The organism is Bradyrhizobium sp. GW821-FHT13H06, from assembly GCF_058803975.1.
Map to the genome: position 1 here is coordinate 372,659 of NZ_JBXAPN010000006.1, position 19,431 is coordinate 392,089.

Annotated in this window: 22 protein-coding genes; 10 read left to right on the forward strand and 12 right to left on the reverse strand. The window is 66.5% G+C overall.

The genetic code is table 11. The annotated features are described in order from the left end of the window. Positions 1 to 50: 50 nt before the first annotated feature. The 6 genes from AC1RQP_RS25670 to AC1RQP_RS25695 all read right to left on the reverse strand — a co-directional run bounded on the left by AC1RQP_RS25670 (position 51) and on the right by AC1RQP_RS25695 (position 7,573). Positions 51 to 890, reverse strand: a complete 840-nt coding sequence (locus AC1RQP_RS25670; protein ID WP_492939108.1) for a shikimate dehydrogenase — start codon at positions 888 to 890, stop codon at positions 51 to 53. A 123-nt stretch (positions 891 to 1,013) separates the two neighbouring features. Continuing rightward, positions 1,014 to 2,756: a SulP family inorganic anion transporter gene (locus AC1RQP_RS25675; protein ID WP_492939110.1), complete on the reverse strand. Its 1,743-nt coding sequence runs from the start codon at positions 2,754 to 2,756 to the stop codon at positions 1,014 to 1,016. 93 nt (positions 2,757 to 2,849) lie between these two features. Beyond that, entirely contained in the window at positions 2,850 to 3,122 is a 273-nt protein-coding gene (locus AC1RQP_RS25680; RefSeq protein ID WP_492939112.1) for a helix-turn-helix domain-containing protein, read from the reverse strand. A gap of 333 nt (positions 3,123 to 3,455) precedes the next feature. After that, on the reverse strand, positions 3,456 to 5,504 hold the full coding sequence (locus tag AC1RQP_RS25685) for an elongation factor G (protein WP_492939114.1): 2,049 nt from the start codon (positions 5,502 to 5,504) through the stop codon (positions 3,456 to 3,458). 212 nt (positions 5,505 to 5,716) lie between these two features. Next, positions 5,717 to 6,196, reverse strand: a complete 480-nt coding sequence (locus tag AC1RQP_RS25690) for a DUF992 domain-containing protein (RefSeq protein WP_492939116.1) — start codon at positions 6,194 to 6,196, stop codon at positions 5,717 to 5,719. Positions 6,197 to 6,370: 174 nt separating this feature from the next. Further along, on the reverse strand, positions 6,371 to 7,573 hold the full coding sequence (locus AC1RQP_RS25695; RefSeq protein WP_028176678.1) for a pyridoxal phosphate-dependent aminotransferase: 1,203 nt from the start codon (positions 7,571 to 7,573) through the stop codon (positions 6,371 to 6,373). 550 nt (positions 7,574 to 8,123) lie between these two features. Here AC1RQP_RS25695 and AC1RQP_RS25700 point away from each other — a divergent pair. From AC1RQP_RS25700 to AC1RQP_RS25725, 6 genes are all read left to right on the forward strand, one after another. After that, a complete protein-coding gene (locus tag AC1RQP_RS25700) occupies positions 8,124 to 8,774 on the forward strand; it encodes a glutathione S-transferase family protein (protein WP_239621290.1) in 651 nt (216 codons plus the stop codon). 153 nt (positions 8,775 to 8,927) lie between these two features. Next, complete coding sequence (locus tag AC1RQP_RS25705; protein WP_196232387.1) at positions 8,928 to 9,104, forward strand: hypothetical protein; 177 nt, start codon at positions 8,928 to 8,930, stop codon at positions 9,102 to 9,104. An 85-nt stretch (positions 9,105 to 9,189) separates the two neighbouring features. Beyond that, positions 9,190 to 9,336, forward strand: a complete 147-nt coding sequence (locus tag AC1RQP_RS25710; RefSeq protein ID WP_162131603.1) for a hypothetical protein — start codon at positions 9,190 to 9,192, stop codon at positions 9,334 to 9,336. A 128-nt stretch (positions 9,337 to 9,464) separates the two neighbouring features. Then, positions 9,465 to 10,277, forward strand: a complete 813-nt coding sequence (locus AC1RQP_RS25715; RefSeq protein ID WP_492939118.1) for a PAS-domain containing protein — start codon at positions 9,465 to 9,467, stop codon at positions 10,275 to 10,277. 151 nt (positions 10,278 to 10,428) lie between these two features. Continuing rightward, positions 10,429 to 10,884, forward strand: coding sequence for a GNAT family N-acetyltransferase (locus tag AC1RQP_RS25720; RefSeq protein WP_061877462.1), 456 nt, complete (start codon positions 10,429 to 10,431; stop codon positions 10,882 to 10,884). 256 nt (positions 10,885 to 11,140) lie between these two features. Continuing rightward, the gene (locus tag AC1RQP_RS25725; protein WP_239621263.1) at positions 11,141 to 12,082 is read left to right on the forward strand and encodes an aldo/keto reductase; all 942 of its coding nucleotides are present in this window, start codon (positions 11,141 to 11,143) and stop codon (positions 12,080 to 12,082) included. A gap of 13 nt (positions 12,083 to 12,095) precedes the next feature. Here AC1RQP_RS25725 and hmuQ read toward each other — a convergent pair whose 3' ends face one another. The 3 genes from hmuQ to AC1RQP_RS25740 all read right to left on the reverse strand — a co-directional run bounded on the left by hmuQ (position 12,096) and on the right by AC1RQP_RS25740 (position 15,338). After that, entirely contained in the window at positions 12,096 to 12,419 is a 324-nt protein-coding gene (gene hmuQ, locus AC1RQP_RS25730; protein WP_024340421.1) for a heme-degrading protein HmuQ, read from the reverse strand. Positions 12,420 to 12,561: 142 nt separating this feature from the next. Continuing rightward, on the reverse strand, positions 12,562 to 13,779 hold the full coding sequence (locus AC1RQP_RS25735; RefSeq protein ID WP_492939120.1) for a DUF1501 domain-containing protein: 1,218 nt from the start codon (positions 13,777 to 13,779) through the stop codon (positions 12,562 to 12,564). A gap of 2 nt (positions 13,780 to 13,781) precedes the next feature. Then, complete coding sequence (locus AC1RQP_RS25740) at positions 13,782 to 15,338, reverse strand: DUF1800 domain-containing protein (protein ID WP_492939122.1); 1,557 nt, start codon at positions 15,336 to 15,338, stop codon at positions 13,782 to 13,784. 113 nt (positions 15,339 to 15,451) lie between these two features. Here AC1RQP_RS25740 and AC1RQP_RS25745 point away from each other — a divergent pair, with 113 nt between their 5' ends. Beyond that, positions 15,452 to 15,649, forward strand: a complete 198-nt coding sequence (locus tag AC1RQP_RS25745; RefSeq protein ID WP_239621251.1) for a cysteine-rich CWC family protein — start codon at positions 15,452 to 15,454, stop codon at positions 15,647 to 15,649. Positions 15,650 to 15,721: 72 nt separating this feature from the next. Here the strand turns inward: AC1RQP_RS25745 and AC1RQP_RS25750 are convergent, their stop codons facing one another. The 3 genes from AC1RQP_RS25750 to AC1RQP_RS25760 all read right to left on the reverse strand — a co-directional run bounded on the left by AC1RQP_RS25750 (position 15,722) and on the right by AC1RQP_RS25760 (position 17,559). Beyond that, a complete protein-coding gene (locus AC1RQP_RS25750; protein ID WP_492939124.1) occupies positions 15,722 to 16,420 on the reverse strand; it encodes a glutathione S-transferase family protein in 699 nt (232 codons plus the stop codon). A gap of 132 nt (positions 16,421 to 16,552) precedes the next feature. Then, positions 16,553 to 16,783: a hypothetical protein gene (locus AC1RQP_RS25755; RefSeq protein ID WP_028176669.1), complete on the reverse strand. Its 231-nt coding sequence runs from the start codon at positions 16,781 to 16,783 to the stop codon at positions 16,553 to 16,555. After that, positions 16,780 to 17,559, reverse strand: coding sequence for a TSUP family transporter (locus AC1RQP_RS25760; protein WP_492939127.1), 780 nt, complete (start codon positions 17,557 to 17,559; stop codon positions 16,780 to 16,782). The genes AC1RQP_RS25755 and AC1RQP_RS25760 overlap by 4 nt, the downstream gene beginning before the upstream one ends. A 328-nt stretch (positions 17,560 to 17,887) precedes the next feature. Here AC1RQP_RS25760 and AC1RQP_RS25765 point away from each other — a divergent pair, with 328 nt between their 5' ends. The 3 genes from AC1RQP_RS25765 (at position 17,888) to AC1RQP_RS25775 (ending at position 19,425) form a co-directional block, all read left to right on the forward strand. Continuing rightward, positions 17,888 to 18,802: a LysR substrate-binding domain-containing protein gene (locus AC1RQP_RS25765; RefSeq protein ID WP_239621243.1), complete on the forward strand. Its 915-nt coding sequence runs from the start codon at positions 17,888 to 17,890 to the stop codon at positions 18,800 to 18,802. A gap of 115 nt (positions 18,803 to 18,917) precedes the next feature. Next, positions 18,918 to 19,142, forward strand: coding sequence for a hypothetical protein (locus AC1RQP_RS25770; protein WP_028176666.1), 225 nt, complete (start codon positions 18,918 to 18,920; stop codon positions 19,140 to 19,142). Between the two features lie 55 nt (positions 19,143 to 19,197). Beyond that, positions 19,198 to 19,425 (forward strand): hypothetical protein, encoded by a 228-nt coding sequence (locus AC1RQP_RS25775; protein WP_492939129.1) that lies wholly within the window; start codon positions 19,198 to 19,200, stop codon positions 19,423 to 19,425. Positions 19,426 to 19,431: the final 6 nt, after the last annotated feature.

Here is a 19,431-nt window from a genome sequence, read left to right on the forward strand (position 1 = left end):
CCGATTGCCCCCACCGGATAGAGAACTCCGGAAGACCGCGCGCTATTCTCTCAAGTCTTTGTGAGATCGGCCTCGACCAATGCGCGCAGCTCGGCCGTGACCTCGGGCCGGCGGCCGAACCACAGCTCGAAGCCGCGCACCGCCTGATGCAGCAGCATGCCGAGCCCGTCGGCGGTCTTCAGGCCGCGCGCCCTTGCAGCGGCCAGCAGCGGCGTCACCAGGGGAACATAGACTAGGTCGGCGACGACCGCCGTTTGCGGCAGGCGCGCGACGTCAACATCGAGCGAAGGTTGGCCGTGCATGCCGAGCGAGGTCGTGTTCACGAGAAGTTTCACGCGCGGCAGCACGTCGTTGATCGCATCCCACGGCAGCGGACGCACGTTCGGCCCGAACTGCGTTGCCAGCGTCTCGGCCCGCGCGACGGTGCGATTGGCGACATGCACGCATTTGATGCCGCGTTCCAGCAGGCCGAACACGACCGCGCGCGCGGAGCCTCCGGCGCCCAGCACCAGCGCCTCCTCGGCCGCGCCCCAGCCGGGCGCGCTGGCGTCGAGATTGCCAATGAAACCTTCGACATCGGTGTTGGTCGAACGCAGCTCGCCGTCGGCAAACCACAGCGTGTTCGCGGCGCCGACCGCCTTTGCGCGGGCGTCAGGCGTCGATAGCGACAGCACGCTTTCCTTGTGCGGGATGGTGACGTTGGCCCCGACAAAACCGCGGAGCGACAGCCGCAGCACGAAATCGCGCAGATTCTCGGGCGGCACCGCCTCGATGACGTAGCCGCCTTCGATGCCGAGCGTGCGCAGCCAATAGTGATGAATCAGCGGCGAGCGCGAATGCGCGGCCGGCCATCCGATCAGACAGGCTGCGGGAGCCTTGGTCAGGGTCATCCGTCCCTCGGGAAGTGTGGGAGGCGATCCATTTCGCGTCCCGCAGGCCCTGTCAAGGTGCGGATGCCGGCCGCGAGGCCGCTGCAGCGGTCGATCAAATCGGCCGGCTTAAGAACGGCGCCGTCAGCTCGCAGCAGCCTCCTCGGCCACAGAGCCCTTGATGTCGGCGATGGCGCGCTCGAGGCTCGTGCGATAGCGCGCGCGCGGCGGCGTCACGCCATGGGTGAGCAGCGCGCGGCGGACCGTAGGCGAGGCTCCCGTGATGAACAGCCTGATGCCCTGGCGGTGCGCCTTGGCGGCGACGCGGCCGAGCACGTTGGCCGCGGTCGAATCCAGGAACGGCACCGCGGCGAAATCGACCACGAAGGCCTTGCGCTTGTCGGCGATCCCGTCGAGCACGCTGCCGATCGCCGAGGCCGCGCCGAAGAAGAACGCACCGGTGATGCGATAGACCAGCACGTCGCGGTCGACCGCGAGGGCGGAATCGTAGGGAACGCGATCGCCATTGCCGTCGTCGGGGCGATCGGCCGCCGCCAGCGGCGTGCGTTCCTCGATGCCCGTCATCTCCGCCATGCGGTGGATGAACAGCACCGCGCCGAGCGCGAAGCCGACCAGGATGCCTTCGGTGAGATCGCGGAAGATCGTGAGCAGGAAGGTCGCGAGCAGCACGACGGCATCGCCCCATGACGAGCGCACGAGCGTGGCGAATTCGTGCTTCTCCGCCATGGTCCAGGCCACCACGACCAGCACGGAAGCGAGCGCGGCCAGCGGAATGTAGCTCGCCAGCGGCGCCGCGATCAGCATGAACAGCAGCAGGAACACCGAATGCAGCATGCCCGCGAGCGGTCCGCGCGCGCCGGCGCGGATGTTGGTGGCGGTGCGTGCGATCAGGCCGGTGACGCAGATGCCGCCGAACAGCGCCGAGCCGACATTGGCCGCTCCCTGCGCCACCAGCTCGCAATTGGAGCGGTGACGGCGGCCGGTCATGCCGTCCGCGACCACCGCCGACAGCAGCGATTCGATGGCGGCCAACAGCGCGAACGCGATCGCATCCGGCAGCACGGCGGTCGCCTTCGCGACCGAGAACGCGGGCAGCGCCGGTGACGGCAATTCGCGCGGAATACCGCCGAAGCGCGAGCCGATGGTCTCGACCGGGAGCGACAGCACTGCAGTCGCCACCGCCGCAAACACGACCGCGATCAGAATGCCGGGCCAAGACGGCCGCCAGCGGCGCAAGCCGGCGATGATGGCGATGCTGACGATGGCGACGGCAACGGCGGACGGATTCACGGTGTCGAGGCCGCCGGCGAGCGCGACAAGCTTCGGCACGAACTCGCTGGGCTCTTTCCCTGCGAGCGTGATGCCTGAGAGATCGCGGAGCTGGCTGGCGAAGATGATCACGGCGATGCCGGCGGTGAAGCCGACCGTCACTGGATAGGGGATGAACTTGATGTAGGTGCCGACCCGCAACAGCCCTGCGGCGATCAGGAACAGGCCCGCCATCATGGTGGCGAGGATGACGCCATCGACGCCCTGACGCTCCGCGGTCGCCGCGACCAATACGATGAACGCGCCCGCGGGCCCGCCGATCTGGAAGCGGCTGCCGCCGAGCAGGGAGGCGATGAAGCCGCCGACGACGGCGGTATAGAGACCGCGGTCCGGCGTCACGCCCGAGGCGATCGCGATCGCCATCGACAGCGGCAGCGCGACGATCGCAACCGTCAGGCCGGCGAAGACGTCGGCACGGAAATCCGCGATGCCGTAGCCTTCGCGCCAGACGGTGACGAGTTTCGGCAAATACAGTTCGGCAAAGGTCGGCTGACGCAGCTGGTGCAGCCGGCTTGCCTGATTGGTCGTGATGCTCATGCCCACAATGCTCCAAAGCACCGTGCGCTCCTTCGTTGCCGAGGTGCGACGATGCGCCAGCCCATCCTGATTCCGGGCACGATCAACGCGCGATCATGCTCCGACGCGGCGCGGCTGCCCCGGCTCCTTCAGGCGAACGCCACGCCCGCCGCCGTCGCTGCGGGCCTGGTCGCCGATCAGCTCGACGCCGGCCCGGTCGAACGCCTCGACCACCTTGATCAGGGTTTCGACCACGCCACGAACATTGCCGGTGCTGGCCTCCATCCGCTGGATAGTCGGCAGCGAAACGCCGGCGAGCTCGGCCAAGGTTTTCTGGTCAATGCCGAGCAGCGCGCGGGCTGCCCGCATCTGGAATGACGTGATCACCTTGGCCTCACTTACCAGAACGCATAAATGATATCTGGAACATATACAATGATATAAAATACATCATCCCGCGGCGAGCGCAAGTGGCTGCCCGTCTGTCTCCTCCGTCATTGCGAGGAGCTCTTGCGACGAAGCGAACCAGGCTATTTCCGCAGAGACAGCCTGGATTGCTTCGCTTCGCTCGCAATGACGGTGGTTTGGGCGCCGGCCTGAATGGGACGCCGAGCTCGCGGAGGCAGCCCCCACCCCGCCCTCGCCCCGTAAGAACGGGAAGAGGGCGTGAGAGAGCGGCGCCTCCCTTACTGTCCGTCTGTCACCGCGCGAGAGGCAGATTCACGCCGCGTGCTGATGCGCGGCGATGATCTGGTCGGCGGCGCGGCCGGTGACCTCGGCCATGTGGTCGAACTGGCGGGTGAAGCTGCCGGCGCCGGCGGTGGCCGAGCGCAGCTCGACGATCAGCTCCCCGATTTCGGCTTCGGGCATCATGGCGCGGACGCAGTCCCAGCCGCTCCAGCCCTCGCGGGTATCGAAGCCGAGAATCTGGCCGCGCCGCGCCGACAGGATCGCGTTGATCTTGGCAGTGGCGTCGGTCGGGCAGACGATCTCGACCATGTGGATCGGCTCCAGCAAGACCGGCTGGCATTGCGGCAGGCCTTCGTTGAGCCCGATCCGCGCGGCCGTACGGAAGGCGAGATCGGAGGAGTCGACGCTGTGATAGGAGCCGTCGGTCAGCGTCACCTCCACGTCGGTGACGGGGAAGCCGAGCGGGCCGCGCGCCAATCCGTCGACCACGCCTTCTTCCACCGCCGGGATGTAGTTGCGCGGCACCGCGCCGCCCACGACCTTCTCGCCGAACCTGAAGCCGTCGCCGCGCGGCAGCGGCCTGATGTCGAGCACGACGTCGCCGAACTGACCGTGGCCGCCGGACTGCTTCTTGTGCCGCCCGCGCTGGGTGATCGGCTTGCGGATGGTTTCCTGGTAGCCGATCCCGGGCGGATGCGAGGTGACCTTGACGCCGAAGCGATCGCGCAGCCGCTCGCCGGCCACGCGCAGGTGCATCTCGCCCTGCCCCCACAGCACGGTGTCATGGGTCTTGGCGTTCTGCACGACGACGAGTGACGGATCCTCCTCATGCAGCCGCGCCATCGCCTGGCCGAGCTTGACGTCGTCCTTGCGATCGACGGCCGCGATCGAGATCGCGAGCACCGGCGGCGTCGGCGCGATCGTGATCAAGGCCGCGGGCGGCGTCTTGCCGCTCGACACCGTGTCGCCGGTCTTGATCGCATCGAGCTTGGCCAGCGCCACCGTGTCGCCGGCTTCGGCCGAGGCACGCTTGGTGTCGTAGGCGCCGTTGACGGCGAGGATACCGGAGATGCGCCCCAAGCCCCCGGAGGCGGATTGCAGCGTCGCTCCGTCGTCGAGATGGCCGGCAAGCAGGCGCGTTAGCGACAGCTTGCCGCCATGCTGCGAATGCAGTGTCTTGAAGACGTAGCCGAGCGCGTCCTTGGACTCGGGAACGCCGAGACGTTTCGCCGTCTGCGCGATGCCGGGCGCCTCGTGGCGCAGCGCCTTCATCAGGCGCAGCACGCCGTTTTCGCGCGCAGCCGAGCCCAGCAGCACCGGGCAGATCAAGCCTTCGCGCAATTCGCGGGCGAGATCGTCGAACACGGCATCGCGCGGCGGCTGGATGTCCTCGAGCAGTTGCTCCATCAGCGCATCGTCGTGATCGGCAAGCTTCTCCAGCATCGAGAAGCGGGCTTCCTTCTCGCGATCGAGATCGCCGCCTGCGAGCGCGATCACCTCGGAGGCCTTGTGCTCGCGATAGATGAAGGCGCGTTCCAGCGCGAGATCGACGAAGCCCTCGATCAACTCGTCCTTCCAGATCGGGATCTGGCGCAGCACCAGCGGCACGCGCGAGGCGGGCTGCAGCATGGCGAGCGTCTCGCGGATGCGCTCGTTGGCGCGATCGATCTTGTTCAGGAACAGGAAACGCGGGACCTTCAGCTCCTCCAGCTCGCGCAGGATGATCTGGAGCTGCGGCAGCTTCTTCTCGTCGGCCTCACAGACCACGATCGCGGCGTCGACCGCGGGAAGCGCGGCGCGCATGTCGTGGGCAAACTCGACGGAACCGGGACAATCGAGGAAGGTGTAGCTGTCGCCCATGAAACTCGTGGTCGCGGCAGTCAGCCCGACGGTCATCTTGTGATGACGGGCCTCCGGCGTGGCGTCGCCGACGGAGGTTCCGGCATCGACGCTGCCGGCGCGCGGGATTGCGCCCGTTCGCGCCAGGATTGCTTCGAGAAGTGTGGTTTTACCGCTTTGGAAAGGGCCCACCAGCGCGATGCACCGTGGACCTCGGGGACTTCTGACGTCTTGTCCCATTCGCCGCCTCCTTGATGTGGAGCTCGGCCCGTGATTGGGTCGGCAAGCGCGGATGCTCTGCCCCTCCCCGAGATTTGGCAAGCATCAAAAGTCGCTGCGGTGCGTCGTCAGTCGGATCTAGTTTTATAGTGCCTGTTGGGATCCAATTGGCCCATCGGCGATGTTCCACCTCTCCCGCAGCAGGAGAGGTGAACGCGACACAGTGTTGGAGTTTACCGCCCCGGACGCAGTTCCAGGCTTTCGAGTCCGGCGGCGACGTTGAGGCCGACCTGGCCCTGCACGCTGAGCGGCTGGAGCGCGATGGAGTTGTTGGAGCCGCCGACCAGAACGTTGCCGCCAAGTCCGACACCGACCGAGGCGCTGCCCTGCGCGCCCACGTAATTGCCGGAGAGGTCGCCGGGGCCGAGCCGGTCGACCGGTGCGAACACACCCCAGGCCAAGGCCGTCTCCTGGGTGATGCCGATGTCGAGGCCGACCTTTTGGATGGTCGCGACGTAACGGTCGTCGGGCAAGCCGTCGGCGCGCAGCACACAGCCGAGATGGGTTACCGATCCCACGATGAAGCCGACACTGGCGCCGCCGCGGCACTCGAGCACGCCGACCCGCGTCATCCGCTGCTGCGCGCCACCGGTCGCGACGGAGGCAAGGAGGCTGGCGGCGGTGAGCCCTGCGAGGAGGAATGAACGGCGCATGAATGTCTCCGGCGATGATATGATGCGAGCAGAGAGAGCGCCCCACCCGTGTTGCGTGACGGTCTATGCCACAACAGCCGTGGTGGGGCCAGATCGCGCACGGGGATAAGCGTGCAAACAATTAAAAAGGCCCGCCGGAGGCGGGCCTTTTCGATGTCTTGTCGCAGCAGAGCCTCAGCGCAGATTGCCGCAGAAGCGCTGGATGCGCTTGCAGGCGTCTTCGAGGTCCGAGGTCTTGGTCGCGTAGGAGATGCGGAACGCAGGTCCCAGGCCGAAGGCCGAGCCCTGCACCACGGCGACGCCTTCGGTCTCCAGGAGCTCTGTGACGAACTGCTCGTCGTTGGAGATCACATTGCCCGACGGCGCTTTCTTGCCGATGGTGCCGGCGCAGGACGGATAGACGTAGAACGCGCCTTCGGGGCGCGGGCACTCGATGCCGCTCGCCTGGTTGAGCATGGAGACGACGAGGTCACGGCGCTCCTTGAAGACCTTGTTGTTGGCGGGAATGAACTCCTGCGGACCGTTCAGCGCCTCGACCGAGGCCCACTGCGCGATCGAGCACGGGTTCGAGGTCGATTGCGACTGGATCGTCGCCATCGCCTTGATGAGATGCGCCGGACCGCCGGCATAGCCGATACGCCAGCCGGTCATGCAATAGGCCTTGGAGACGCCGTTCACGGTGAGCGTGCGGTCGTAGAGACCAGGCTCGACCTGCGCGACGGTGGTGAACTGGAAGTCGTCATAGACGAGATGCTCATACATGTCGTCGGTCATCACCCAGACATGGGGATGCTTCACCAGCACGTCGGTGAGTGCTTTCAGTTCCGAACGCGTGTAGGCGGCTCCCGTCGGGTTCGACGGCGAGCACAGGATGACCCATTTGGTCTTCGGCGTGATCGCGCGCTCGAGCGCTTCTGCCTGGAGCTTGAAGCCGGTCGCCGCGGTGCAGACCACCGGCACCGGCTCGCCGCCGGCGAGCGCAACCATCTCGGGATAGCTGACCCAATAGGGCGCGGGAATGATCACCTCGTCGCCCGGATTGATGGTCGCCATCAGCGCGTTGTAGAGCACCTGCTTGCCGCCGGTGCCGACGATGATCTGGTTCGGCTTGTAGGCGACGCCGTTCTCGCGCTGAAACTTGGCGATGATGGCTTCCTTCAGCTCGGGGATGCCGTCCACCGCGGTGTACTTGGTCTTGCCGGCCTCGATGGCGTGGATCGCCGCCAGCTTGATGTTGGCGGGCGTGTCGAAGTCGGGCTCGCCGGCGCCGAGGCCGATGACGTTGCGGCCAGCCGCTTTCAGCGCGCGTGCTTTATCCGTGACCGCGATGGTCGCGGACGGCTTCACACGGTCGAGCGCAGCGGCAAGGAAGGACATCATCATCTCCTGGCGAGCGTCGTGAAGCCTTTCGCCTCACGACTCCAATTGTGGGAATGAGCCACCCTAAAACGTGTGCCGCTGCGCCGCAAGAAACTTCGGCCCGATCTCGAAAAAGATTGCCGATTTCCGGCGTTTCGGAGCGCCCCCGACCGCAATGTTCCGTAACTTTGCCGGCCAAATTCCTCATATCCGGCAAGGCCTGTCCTCGGAGCAATTTTTCGGATGGGCCGCCGTGAAAGAAACATTGCCGTCAGGCCCGGGCTGGTCCCGGCCATCTCGATGCGGAGGCATCAATCCGTCTCCGATCGTCGATACGATGCACACCTGCCTGACGTCTCGCAGAGCGATGCCTCCCCGCGTTGACGCAAGCGTGAACGGAGTTGCATCGTCGCGCGGAAATGATCTTCCGCAACATTGCAGTGCGGCAGGGTTTTCAAGTTTTTCTATTGGCCGGCTCTTGCGGCGGATTCGCATCGGCATCATTGTTTAGCCGCCTCGCGGGGGCAACGATCGCCGCGTCTTCACGTCCTCGGATTCGAACTGCAGAATGTACAAGCTCTATTCGATGCAACGCTCGGGCAACAGCTACAAGGTCCGCCTTGCGCTGGCGCTGCTCAACCTGCCTTACGAAGCGGTGGAGGTCGACATCCTGCGCGGCGAGAGCCGCACGCCGGACTTTCTCGGCAAGAACCCGTCGGGACAGGTGCCGCTGCTCGAGGTCGGCGAGGGCCGCTATCTCGCCGAGTCCAATGCCATCCTCTGGTACGTCGCCGTCGGCACGCCGCTGGCGCCGGAAAACCGCATCGATCGCGCCGAGGCGCTGCAATGGATGTTCTTCGAGCAGCACGCGCTCGAGCCGAATATCGGCGCTGCCTATTTCTGGCTGTCGCTGGTCAAGGGTGGCCGCGATCTCCAGACCCATTCGCTGGAGGACTGGATGGAGCGCGGCTATGGCGCGCTCCAGGTGATGGAGAACCATCTCAAGACCAACGCCTACTTCGCCGCGCGCCAGCTCACGGTCGCCGACATCGCGCTGTATGGCTACACCCACCTCGCCGACCGCTGCGACTTCGATCTTTCCACCTTCCCGGCGATCCGGGACTGGCTCGAGCGCGTCGAAGCCGCGCCCGGCTTCGTGACCATGGACTGGCGCCCGGCCGACATCGACGATCCCGCCAGCATCGCGGCGGGCGCCTGACGGCGCCACGCCCGGGCGAATAGCGGGCACAAGGGCCTGCTTTGCCGCAATCTCGCCATTTTTGGCGCGATAGCCGCCGCAATATTGCCGGTTGAAACTGGGAAATTCCGGAGAGTCGCGGGTGATTCGCTCGCGTGTTGAAGGATTTAGACCATGATGCGGGCGTCCGGCACGGCAGGCTTTCAGGGCCCATCCGCTACCGTCGCGTCTTCCCGGCTCACCCATGCGGTCGCGGCCTCGCTCGCCGTCGCCGCGCTCTCGCTGTGCCTGATCGTCACCCTGACGGTGCTGTCGACCAAGGCGACCATGGCGATGGGCCTGCCGGTCTGATTCCCGTTTCATCCTGGACCTGCCTTCAGGGCGCCGTGCGGCCCGCGCCGACCGGCATCGCGACAGGACGTCGATGAAATCACCTGTGGTAGTCGTTGCAATCACCCTGACCGCGGCCATCCTGGTCGCGGCGTCGCTGTTGATCATCGTCGGCACGCGCAAGGGCGTGGGGACGTCGACGCTGAATGCTCCCGCACTGCAACAACGCGTCAAGCACGCGCACATGGTCTAAAATCATCCGAAAGCTTGAGGCTTGCACGCAAGCGCGCCTTAAGCACGCCGCACGAAACCGCATCGCAGTCACGCAACAATCAGTCAGTGTTGCGGCCTGACCTCGTTCGTGAGGAGCGAGACTGGTCCATGCGGTTCGGATGGCGCGCGATCTCAGGTCCGGCGCTGACGGCAGCGGCCCTGCTGCTGGCAATGCTGTTCGATCGCCTTTTCCCCACCCCCTCGCCCGCGCCGCTGTTGGTCTGCATCGTGGCTCTCGCCGGCGCCCTCGCGGGTCTCGCCTCCGCCATGACCACCGCCATTGTCGCTGTGATCGGCGCGGCGCTGTTCTTCCTCAATCGCCACGGCGTTTCCGGCTATGGCGCCGCCGATCTGGTCCGGCTCGGTCTCCTGACCGTCACGGCTGTCGGCACCGCCGGCATCACCGGCCTGATGCGCGAACGGCTGCTCGGCACGGTCGCGGCCGAGCGCCGGAGCCACGCCACGGCCGCGCGGCTGTCGGCCGCGCTCGACCAGGTCGATATCGGCATCGTGCTGCTCGATGCCGAGACCCGGGCCGAATTCATCAACCGCGCGTTCCGCGATTATTTTGCGGTGCCGGACGTGATCGCCGAAAGCAAGCCGCCCTTCATCGCGCTGATGTATCACGGCCGCGACACCGGCGCGTTCGAGCTGCCGGAGGAGGAGCTCGGCACCTTCATCGCACGACGCATGGAGATGGTGCGGGGCGGCGATGCCACGCCGATCAACATCAAATTGAGCAACGGCGAGGTGCTGCGCTTCGTCTGCACCGCGCTGCCCGACGGTGGACGCATGCTGAGCTACACCCCAGTGACCGACCTCGTGCGCCACACCGACGAGCCATCACGCGCCGACTACTACCGCTCGCTGCGCGACCCCGCAAACCGCAAGCTGACCCGCTACCTGCGCATCGCGGAGTAGAGCATGTTGAAATCAAAGCTCTGACAGCGCTCGGGGGAGTTCTGAGCCTGCACCGATTCACCCAATGCCATCTTGCCCAGGTGACGGCGCAATTGATCGGGGCGCCCTTCATCACGTATGAAGGACGCTTCATAGATCCCGGAATTCTCTCATGTCCCTCACTATTCGCGCCGTCACCAGGCAGGATTACGATCAATGGCTGCCGCTGTGGGACGGCTACAACGCCTTCTACGGCCGCTCGGGCCCGACCGCCCTGGCGCCCGAGATTACGAAGATGACGTGGCAGCGCTTCTTCGATGCCTATGAGCCGATGCATGCGCTGGTGGCCGAGGACGACGGCCGCCTGCTCGGGCTGACGCATTATCTGTTTCATCGCAGCACCACCGCGATCGAGCCGTCCTGCTATTTGCAGGACCTGTTCACGCTCGAATCCGCGCGCGGCAAGGGCGTTGCCTCGGCGCTGATCCATGGCGTCTATGAGCGGGCAAAGCTCGCGGGATCGCCGCGCGTGTACTGGCAGACGCACGAGACCAATCTCACGGCGCAGCGCCTGTATGACAAGGTCGCGGAGCGGTCCGGCTTCATCGTCTATCGCAAGATCTTCTGAGTGCTGCGCCCTGGAGTCCTGTGGATAACTCCGCCTGTCACCCGCGCGTAACACAGCAAGACTACGCTGCGCCTGCGTCTGGTCAGGCCCCCGTCACCGATCAAGCGCCCCAAAGCGGCCCCCGTCAGTCGCCGCGTCTGACAGGGGCCGCATTTTTTTGTCCGGGATTGTCTGCATGGCAGCAGCGCAGGCATCAGCTTGCTGATGCGGCGCACGGTGGTCACAATGTGCCGCTGCTCATCTGACAGGATCTCCCATGGAAATTCGCAATCTCGGCGCCTCCGGCCTTCGCGTGTCTGCGGTCGGGCTCGGCTGCAACAATTTCGGCCAGCGCACGGATCTGGAGACCTCGCGCAAGGTGATCCATCGCGCGCTCGATCTCGGCATCACGCTGTTCGACACCGCCGACATCTATGCCGGGATGGGCGGCTCGGAGACGGTGCTCGGCACCGTGCTCGGCGACCGCCGCAAGGACATCGTGCTCGCCACCAAATATGCCAAGCCGATGGCGACCGACGGCACCCGGCAGGGCGCCTCGCGCCGCTACATCATGGATGCGGTCGAGGCGAGCCTGAGGCGGCTCAAGACCGACTACATCGACCTCTACCAGCAGCACGATTATGATCCGCTGACGCCGATGGAAGAGACGTTGCGTGCGCTCGACGATCTCATCCGGCAAGGCAAGGTGCGCTACATCGGCAACTCCAACTTCCCGGCCTGGCGGATCGCGGAAGCCGAGTTCACCGCACGCGCGATGAATGTCAGCCGCTTCGTCTCCTGCCAGGACGAATACTCCCTGCTGGTTCGCGACATCGAGAAGGACCTGCTGCCGGCGGCCCAAGAGTACAGGCTCGGCCTGCTGCCGTTCTTCCCGCTCGCGAGCGGCCTGCTGACGGGCAAGTACCAGCGCGGCGCGGCGGCCCCCGCCGACACCCGTTTCGCCAAGGCGCCGGCGCTGCGCGACCGCTACGTCACGCCGCGCAACGAGGACATGGTCGAGAAGCTCCAGGCCTTCGCCAAGTCGCGCGGCCGCTCGATGCTGGAGCTCGCCTTCTCCTGGCTCGCCGCGCGCCCGCAGGTGTCGAGCGTGATCGCAGGCGCCACGCGCGTCGAGCAGATCGAGGAGAACGTGAAGGCGATCGCCTGGAAACTCAGCGAGGATGAGATGGCGGAGATCGACAAGATCACTCTGGGCTGAGCTCTGCGGCGCGCTACTTCGCGCCGCGCCCGACCGTCTGTACCACCTCGAAGCCCTCGAACTGGGGATGGCCGAGATAAAGCGGCTTGTTGTCACCCGCCTTGTGATGCGCCGCGCGAAACGCCTCCGACTTGGTCCAGGCCTCGAACGCGGCGTGGTTCGCCCACACGGTGTGGGAGGCGTAGAGCGTGTGGTCCTCGAGCTCGGGGCCCCTCAGCAGATGGAATTCGACGAAGCCCGGCACCTTGTCGAGATGGGTGTCGCGCGAAAGCCAGACCTGCTCGAAAGCAGCCTCGGAGCCCTTGGCGACGCGGAAGCGGTTCATGGCGATGTACATTGGGTGGTCTCTCCTGATGCTCGGCCCATCATGTCGTCATTCCGGGATGCGCCGCAAGGCGCAGGCCCGGAATCCATTTCGCCACGGAACAAGTCGATGAACGGATTCCGGGTTCGCGCTCCGCGCGCCCCGGAATGACGGCCTAAGCCACCAGCCCCTTCATCGGCCGTGCGCTTGCGCTATCCGGAAACACCGTCTCCGCCAGCACGCGGTCGGACAGGCCGAACCGGTCCTGCAGCACGCCCTTGATCACGGAGCGCAGGTCCGTCGTCGGCTTGAGGTCGCGGGCCTCGTGGAGGTTGGCGAGCTTGAGGCCAGGCCAGTCGGCGATGACACGGCCGCCCTTCACCGCGCCGCCGGCGAGCAGCGCGATCGTTCCTGTGCCGTGATCGGTGCCGTCGGTGCCGTTGATGCGCGCGGTGCGGCCGAACTCGGTGGCGACGACGACGACGGTCTCGCGCCAGCGATCCCCCAGGCCGCTTTCGAACTCGGCGAGCGCTCCGTCGAGGCCGCCGAGCAGGAAGGCGAGACGTCCCACAGGGCCGCCTTCATTGGCATGCGTGTCCCAGCCGTCGAAGGCGAGCGCGGCGATGCGCGGGCCGTCATCGGCCGCCATCAGCTTTGCCGCGCCGCGCGCGACCTGCCGCATCTGCGCGACGGCGTTGCCGCCCTTCGCCTTCATATCTGCGCCGGCTGCGACCTTGTCGAGCTGGAGGCCTTGCGACAACGCCGACGCCAGTGCGGGATCGCGGTGACGGTAGAGTTCCATGAGGCGCATCGCGGTGTCGTCGTCCGCCTGCGGCAGCGCCACCGGCGCCCAGCCGACAGTGGGGGCGTTGCCACGCAGCACCAGCGGCGTGGTCGGCCCGACGGCGAGACCGCTCGACACGCGTTCGCCGCGCGGCAGCGCTTCCAGCGCGCGGTTGAGCCAGCCGGACTGCACGCGTCCCGGGCCGGCAAAGCCGCTTTCGAGCACGTCCTGGCCGTCGAAATGCGAGCGGTCGCGGTAGGGCGTCGCCACCGCGTGAACAACTGCCGCATGCCTGTCGCGATACATGCGCGCAAATTCCGGCATCGCCGGATGCAGCGCGAAGAAGGAATCGAGCATGACCGCGGGATGCGCACCATCGGCGGTGAGCGCGATCGATCCGTGCAGGCCGGCATAGTCGGGGTCGCCGATCGGCCCGACCGTCGAGAGACCGTCGAGCGCGCCGCGCAGGATCACCACGATCAATCGCGGATCGCGCCCATCGGCGGCGCGGGCGAATTTCGGCAGGTAGGCCCAGGCCGCGAAGGAAGCGCCGCCGAGCAGCAGGCCGCGGCGCGAGGTGAGGAGCCGGTTTTCGACGCAGTCGATCATCTTCATCTCCGCTGCATTTCCGGCGACATCAACAGCAGCGCCAGCGCCTGCTGTCGCGACTCCGCGCGCTCGATGGTCCGCCGCGTCTCGGTCGAGGCAGCATCGGCGGCTGCGAACTCCAGGAGGTCGAGCGGATCGATGTTGTTGCCGAGCTGCGCGCCGATCTGCGCCGCAATGTCCAGCCTGAGCTTGATGCCTTCAGGCGCGGCCCAGGCGGCATTGGTGTCGGGAAAGCCGTTGGGGCCGGGCGGCGACCATAGCGGCTGACCGAGCAGGTTGAGGCTGTTGAGATAGCGGCTCGGATCCTCCGGCACACGCGCGAGCAGCCTGCCGCTCGCGACCAGGAAATCGTAAGGCGAGCGCATCTTGGTCAGCGGCGCCTTCCACGCCTCGTCGGAATCGACCAGCGCCATGGCAAACGCCTTGAGATCGCCGTCGGACTTGACGAAGACGCCGCGCAGGCGCGCAACGAGCGCTGGCGGCGGATCATCTGCGACGAAGTGACGGACGAATTTGGTGGCGATGAAATTCGCGGTCGACGGATGCCGGGCGAGGTCGGCGAGCGCGGCTTCGCCCTGTGCGAGCCCGGTGGCCTCGTAGCTCTTGCCGAGCAGGACTTGCGGCCCGGGCTGATGCGCATTGACGTTGAAGACGAAGGAGCCGGGGGACCCTAGCTGCCCCTGCCGGCCCGCGAAGGTCCAGCCGGTGATGATGCGCGCGAGCGAGGTGACGTCGCCTTGCGTGTAGCCGCCGCCGACGCCGAGCGTATGCAGCTCCATGATCTCGCGCGCGAGATTTTCGTTCAGCCCGCGTTTGCGGTTCTGCCCGGCACGCGAATCCGGTCCCAACGATTGCTGGTTGTCGAGAAAGAACAGCATCGCGGGATGCTGCTCGACCGCCCTCAGCATGTCGGCGAAACGCCCGAGCACGTGCGGCCTGATCGCCTCGCGCTCGAACGCACCGGCCCAGATCCGTGTCAGCTCGCCTTTGCCGGCGGAGATGCAGAAATGGTTGGACCAGAACGCGACGAGGCGCTCGGTGAAGCCGCACTCGGCCAGCGTCGCCCGCTGCAACCGCGCCAGCGCTTCGGCGCGAAAGGTCTTCTGGATCACGTTGAGCGGCTGCGGCGCGGGCTTTGCGGCCGGCGGTGCCGCCGCGTTGGGCTGCATGGCGTCCGGCTTTGCCGCATTGTCCGCAGGCTTCGCCTCCGCCATCTGGCCGGCGATCTCCGTCGCCGCCGCGTTCAGCGAGGGATTGCGGCGGAGCCCGGCGTTCCGTTCGGTCGGCGCGGCCGGCGGCGTCTCAGCGGGCGCGGCGGCCTTCGCAGCTTCGCGCGCCTGCTTGACCTGGTCCTGATAGGCAAAGACGACCTGCCCGAGTTGCGGCGTCGATTGCAGTCCCGGCGCTTCCAGCAGCACGCCGTTCGCGCGCGCGAGTTCCGCCTTCACGAAGCCGCGCGGATCGGAGGCCGCATTGATGAGATCGCCCGATGCGCCGCCCCGGGCGCCAAGGCCGAAGCGGTTGAGCGCGACGAGGGCGGCTTGCGTATCGCGGGCCATCGATCTGTCCTTCGCGCGTTGGAGCCGCTTTCCTGATACATGCGCGGCGCGTAATATACCGCAGCGACAGATGAACCCGACATGAAAATGACGGCGAAGCTTCGGCGTAGATCATGACAAATCCGAAAGAATCCGCGTTGCAGGAACCTCGCCGCCTCGCCTGCTCCCGCTGCGGCACCGAGTTCGGCTGCGACCTCTCGGGCACGTGCTGGTGCGCGGAGGAGACGGCAAAACTGCCGATGCCGCTCGAGGGCGAGGATTGTCTCTGCCGGGAGTGCTTGCGCAAGGCGGCGGCAGAGGCTGCTGGTTAGACGCGAGAACGTATCCGCACTCTCCGTGTCATCCCGGCGTTCCCCAAGACAACAGTATGGAGGCAGCGAGCCCTACAGCGCAAACCCCGGCGATGTCCGCGCCATGCCGTCGAGCGCGTCGAGCAGTCTTTCGCGCCAAGCATAGACCGGATCGTCCGCCTCCAGCAGCTTGAACGGACTGACCACCCGCGCCCACTGAAAACCGCCGAACACGATGTAGTCCGCGTAGTTCGGCGCGTTGCCGCCGAGATAGGGCTGCTTCTTCAGGGTCTGCCGCATCACCTCCAGCGATTTGCGGAACGCGACCACGCCGGTGTCGCGGCTCGCCATCACCTCTTCCAGGCTCTTGCCGCCGAATCGCGCCTCGCGCGACTTGCGGAAATAGGCGGCGTCGACCTCGGCGAGGTTGTTCGGGATGTCGGCGACGATCAGCGGAAAGATTCCGCCGACGATGGCGATGTCGCCGAAGGCATTGATCATGCGCGCCATGGCGCGGCCTCCCTCGCCGCCGAACAACGACGGGCGATCGGGAAATCTGTCCTCCAGATAATTCGCGATGGTCCAGGAATCGACCACCGCCTTGTCGTCGTGCAACAGCACCGGCACCTTCTCCGAGCCGTGCGGCTGAAGCGTGCTCTTCTCGGTGAAGCGCCAGGGCAGCGATTCCGCCGCCAGCCCCTTGTGCGCCAGCGCCATCCGCGTGCGCCAGCAATACGGGCTGAACGGACGCGACGCGTCGGTGCCAACGAGCTCGTAGAGTTTGAGTGACATGGGCTGGCAGCCTCCTCGTGCTCCGTCGTTGCGAGGAGCTCCTGCGACGAAGCAATCCAGACTGCCGCCGCGGAAGCATTCTGAATTGGTTCGCTGGCGCTCGCAATGAGCATGTGGAGACAGATCTGCGGATCACCGTCCGTTCGTGCGCAGCAATCTCTCGCCGTCCTCCGTCACCGCGATGACCAGCCCCACGCCGGCTATCGTCTCGCGGGCGACGTAGCCGCGATCCGCGGCGTCTTCCCAGATGGTGAGGCGCGGGCAGGAGGTTTTCCAGGTCGCGATCACCTCGGCATAGGCGCGCGGCTCGCGCGCGACCCATTCGACGAAGTCCAGCACCAGCGGATCAGCGTTGCGGCTCATTGCAAACCTCCCTTGTCGAAGGCGGCCAGCACCGGGGTACGAACCAGGAGCCAGCCGCCATAGGCGATGTAGTAGCAGGCAATGGTGGTGATCAGCTTGTTCGACCATGCCAGGAATTGCTGGTCGGTCATGGCTTCGAGGATGCGCCGCGCCAGCGTGGTGCCGAGCATCGAGGCGGCAATCGCAACGCCGGCGAGCACGGGATCGAGGCTCGCCGCCTGGTCGATGATGCCGCCGAAATAGAGGAGCTTGGTGAAGTGGCTGACGAGCTGGCACATCGCCTTGGTGGCGACCTTCTCGCGCCGGCCGAAATTGCCGCCGAGGAAGAAGGTGTCGAGCAGTGGGCCGGAGACGCCGGTCATCAGCATCAGGCCCATGCAGATCGTGCCATAGACGGTGCCCTGCCAGAGACGGTCGGGATCGGGCTTGATGTTCGCCGGCAAAAGCCGCGCCATGAACGGCGTGGCACCCAGCATCAGCAGCGCCACCGGCTTGTCCGGCACGTAGCGGGTGAGCGACCAGGCCGCGAGCGCGACCGCAGCGCCGACCATATAGTTGGCGACCGGCCGCCAGCGGATATGCGCCCGCCACAGGAACGCGCGCCAGCCGTTCGAGGCCATCTGCGTGATCGCATGCAGCACCATCGCGGTCGGCAGCGGCATCAGGGCCAGCAGCACGCCGATCAGGACCAGCCCGCCCGCCATGCCGAACAGCCCCGACAGGAACGCGGTGGCGACCATCAGCAATCCGAGGGCCGCAATCATGATGGGCGTCACGAGCAAAATCTCCGTGGTGCATGTAAGGGACGTGAGCTGCTCATTCCCCCTCGCCCCGCTTGCGGGGAGAGGGTTGGGGTGAGGGGGAGCCTCCGCAAGGGAAGTGGCAGTTGGACTCGCGGAGAGTCCCCCTCACCCGGAATCCAAGCTCTGCTTGAATTCCGGCCTCTCCCCGCAGGCGGGGGAGAGGCGAAGAGGCCGCGCCCGCGCTCCAACAAATCAGCAGGAATTGCGCTCATTCTAGTGCCTCGCTTGCTCGCCTCGCGCAAACTGAGTTATCTTGCCCTGGCATCAGCTTTCCTGAGGGTCTTGCATAAGGGTCTTGCATTTGCGGCGGTTGCTGTTTCTCAACGGCATCAAGGCGTTCGAGGCGGCGGCGCGGACCGGCAGCTTTGCTGCGGCCGGGCTGGAGCTGAGCGTGTCGGCGGCCGCCGTCAGCCGCATGGTGCATCTGCTCGAGGAGCGGCTCGGCGTCGCGTTGTTCGAGCGCAAGGCCAACCGCCTGGTGCTGACGCAGGCCGGCCGCGCCTATCAGAGCGGGCTGACCCCGATCTTCGATGCGCTGGCGAGCCTCACCGCGCAGGTGACGGCGCCCTCGAGCGTGCGCGTGCTCACCATCGGGGTCGGCCATACTTTTGCGATGCGCTGGCTGATCCCGCGCCTGTCGGAGTTTCGCAGCGAGGAGCCCGACATCGAGGTGCGCTTCACCACCGGCGGCGCGTCGGTGCCGTTCGGCGAGGACTGGAGCTGCGGCATCAAGCTGGGCACCGGCGACTGGCCCGGCCTCGTCGCCGAGCCGCTGTTTGCCGGCGACCTCACGCCGGTCTGCGTGCCCCGCCTCGCGGGCGGGCTGAAGCGCCCGGCCGACCTGAAGGGTCCGAGCCTGATCCGCGTCGCGCACTCCGCTGAGGACTGGCCGATCTGGCTGAAGGCCGCGGGCGTTGCGCGGATCAACGCGCGTGGGCCCGAGTTCCAGTTCTACGGCCAGGCGCTGCAGGCAGCTGCCGACGGGCTCGGCATCGCCATGGGCATCCGCCCCTATATCGACGACGATCTCGCTGCCGGCCGGCTGGTGGCGCCCTTCGACCTCTCGGTGCCCAAGGGCATGCGCTGGTACCTGCTCTATCGCAGCTTTCAGACCGAGCAGCGCGACTTTGCCGCCTTCCGCCGCTGGATCATGCGCGCGGCCTCGGAACCCGCCGCCCGCCCCCGCCGGATCGGCCGCGCCAGCGCGCGGAACTGAAGCCTTTTCGACAAGCTTGAGCAAAAAAAGCCGCGTCGCTTGTGAACCGTTTCACATTCTGAAACTCGCAATCGTGGTCCCCTGACCCTCCGAAAAAAAAGTGGGACCTACACTCATGACGACCCTTTACGACGGCTTTGACATCGAATCCTTCGAAGCTGGCAAGGGGCTGTGGCACGCGCGGATCCGCCGGGCCGATTTCAGCCCGGTAGCCATCGACGGCGTGCTGTTTCCTGCCATGGAAGTCGGCTTCGCCTGGCCCGATCCCGATGCGGCGATCGCCGATGCCAAGCACCATATCGATCGCTTCCGTCGGCGGGCCGAAGGCGACGACGAATAGCCCAGCGGGTCCGCGGGCGGACCAGGGAAAAAGCGCGCAGGGGGGAACACCGGTCATGTCCATCATCGAAACCGACGCAGCGCGGCCGCGGATCTACACCCGCGTGGTGCTGTCCAACTGCCCGGAATGCGACGGCGATCTCGCGGTGCTCCGCGTGATCGCCGGCCGCGCCGGATGCGAGTACTGGACCATGCGCTGCAGCGATTGCGGCGGCATCCATCTCGACATCCTCGAGCCGCATGTCCCGGCCGAGGACGACGGCGGGCCGCTGCCGGCGGCCTGAAGGTCC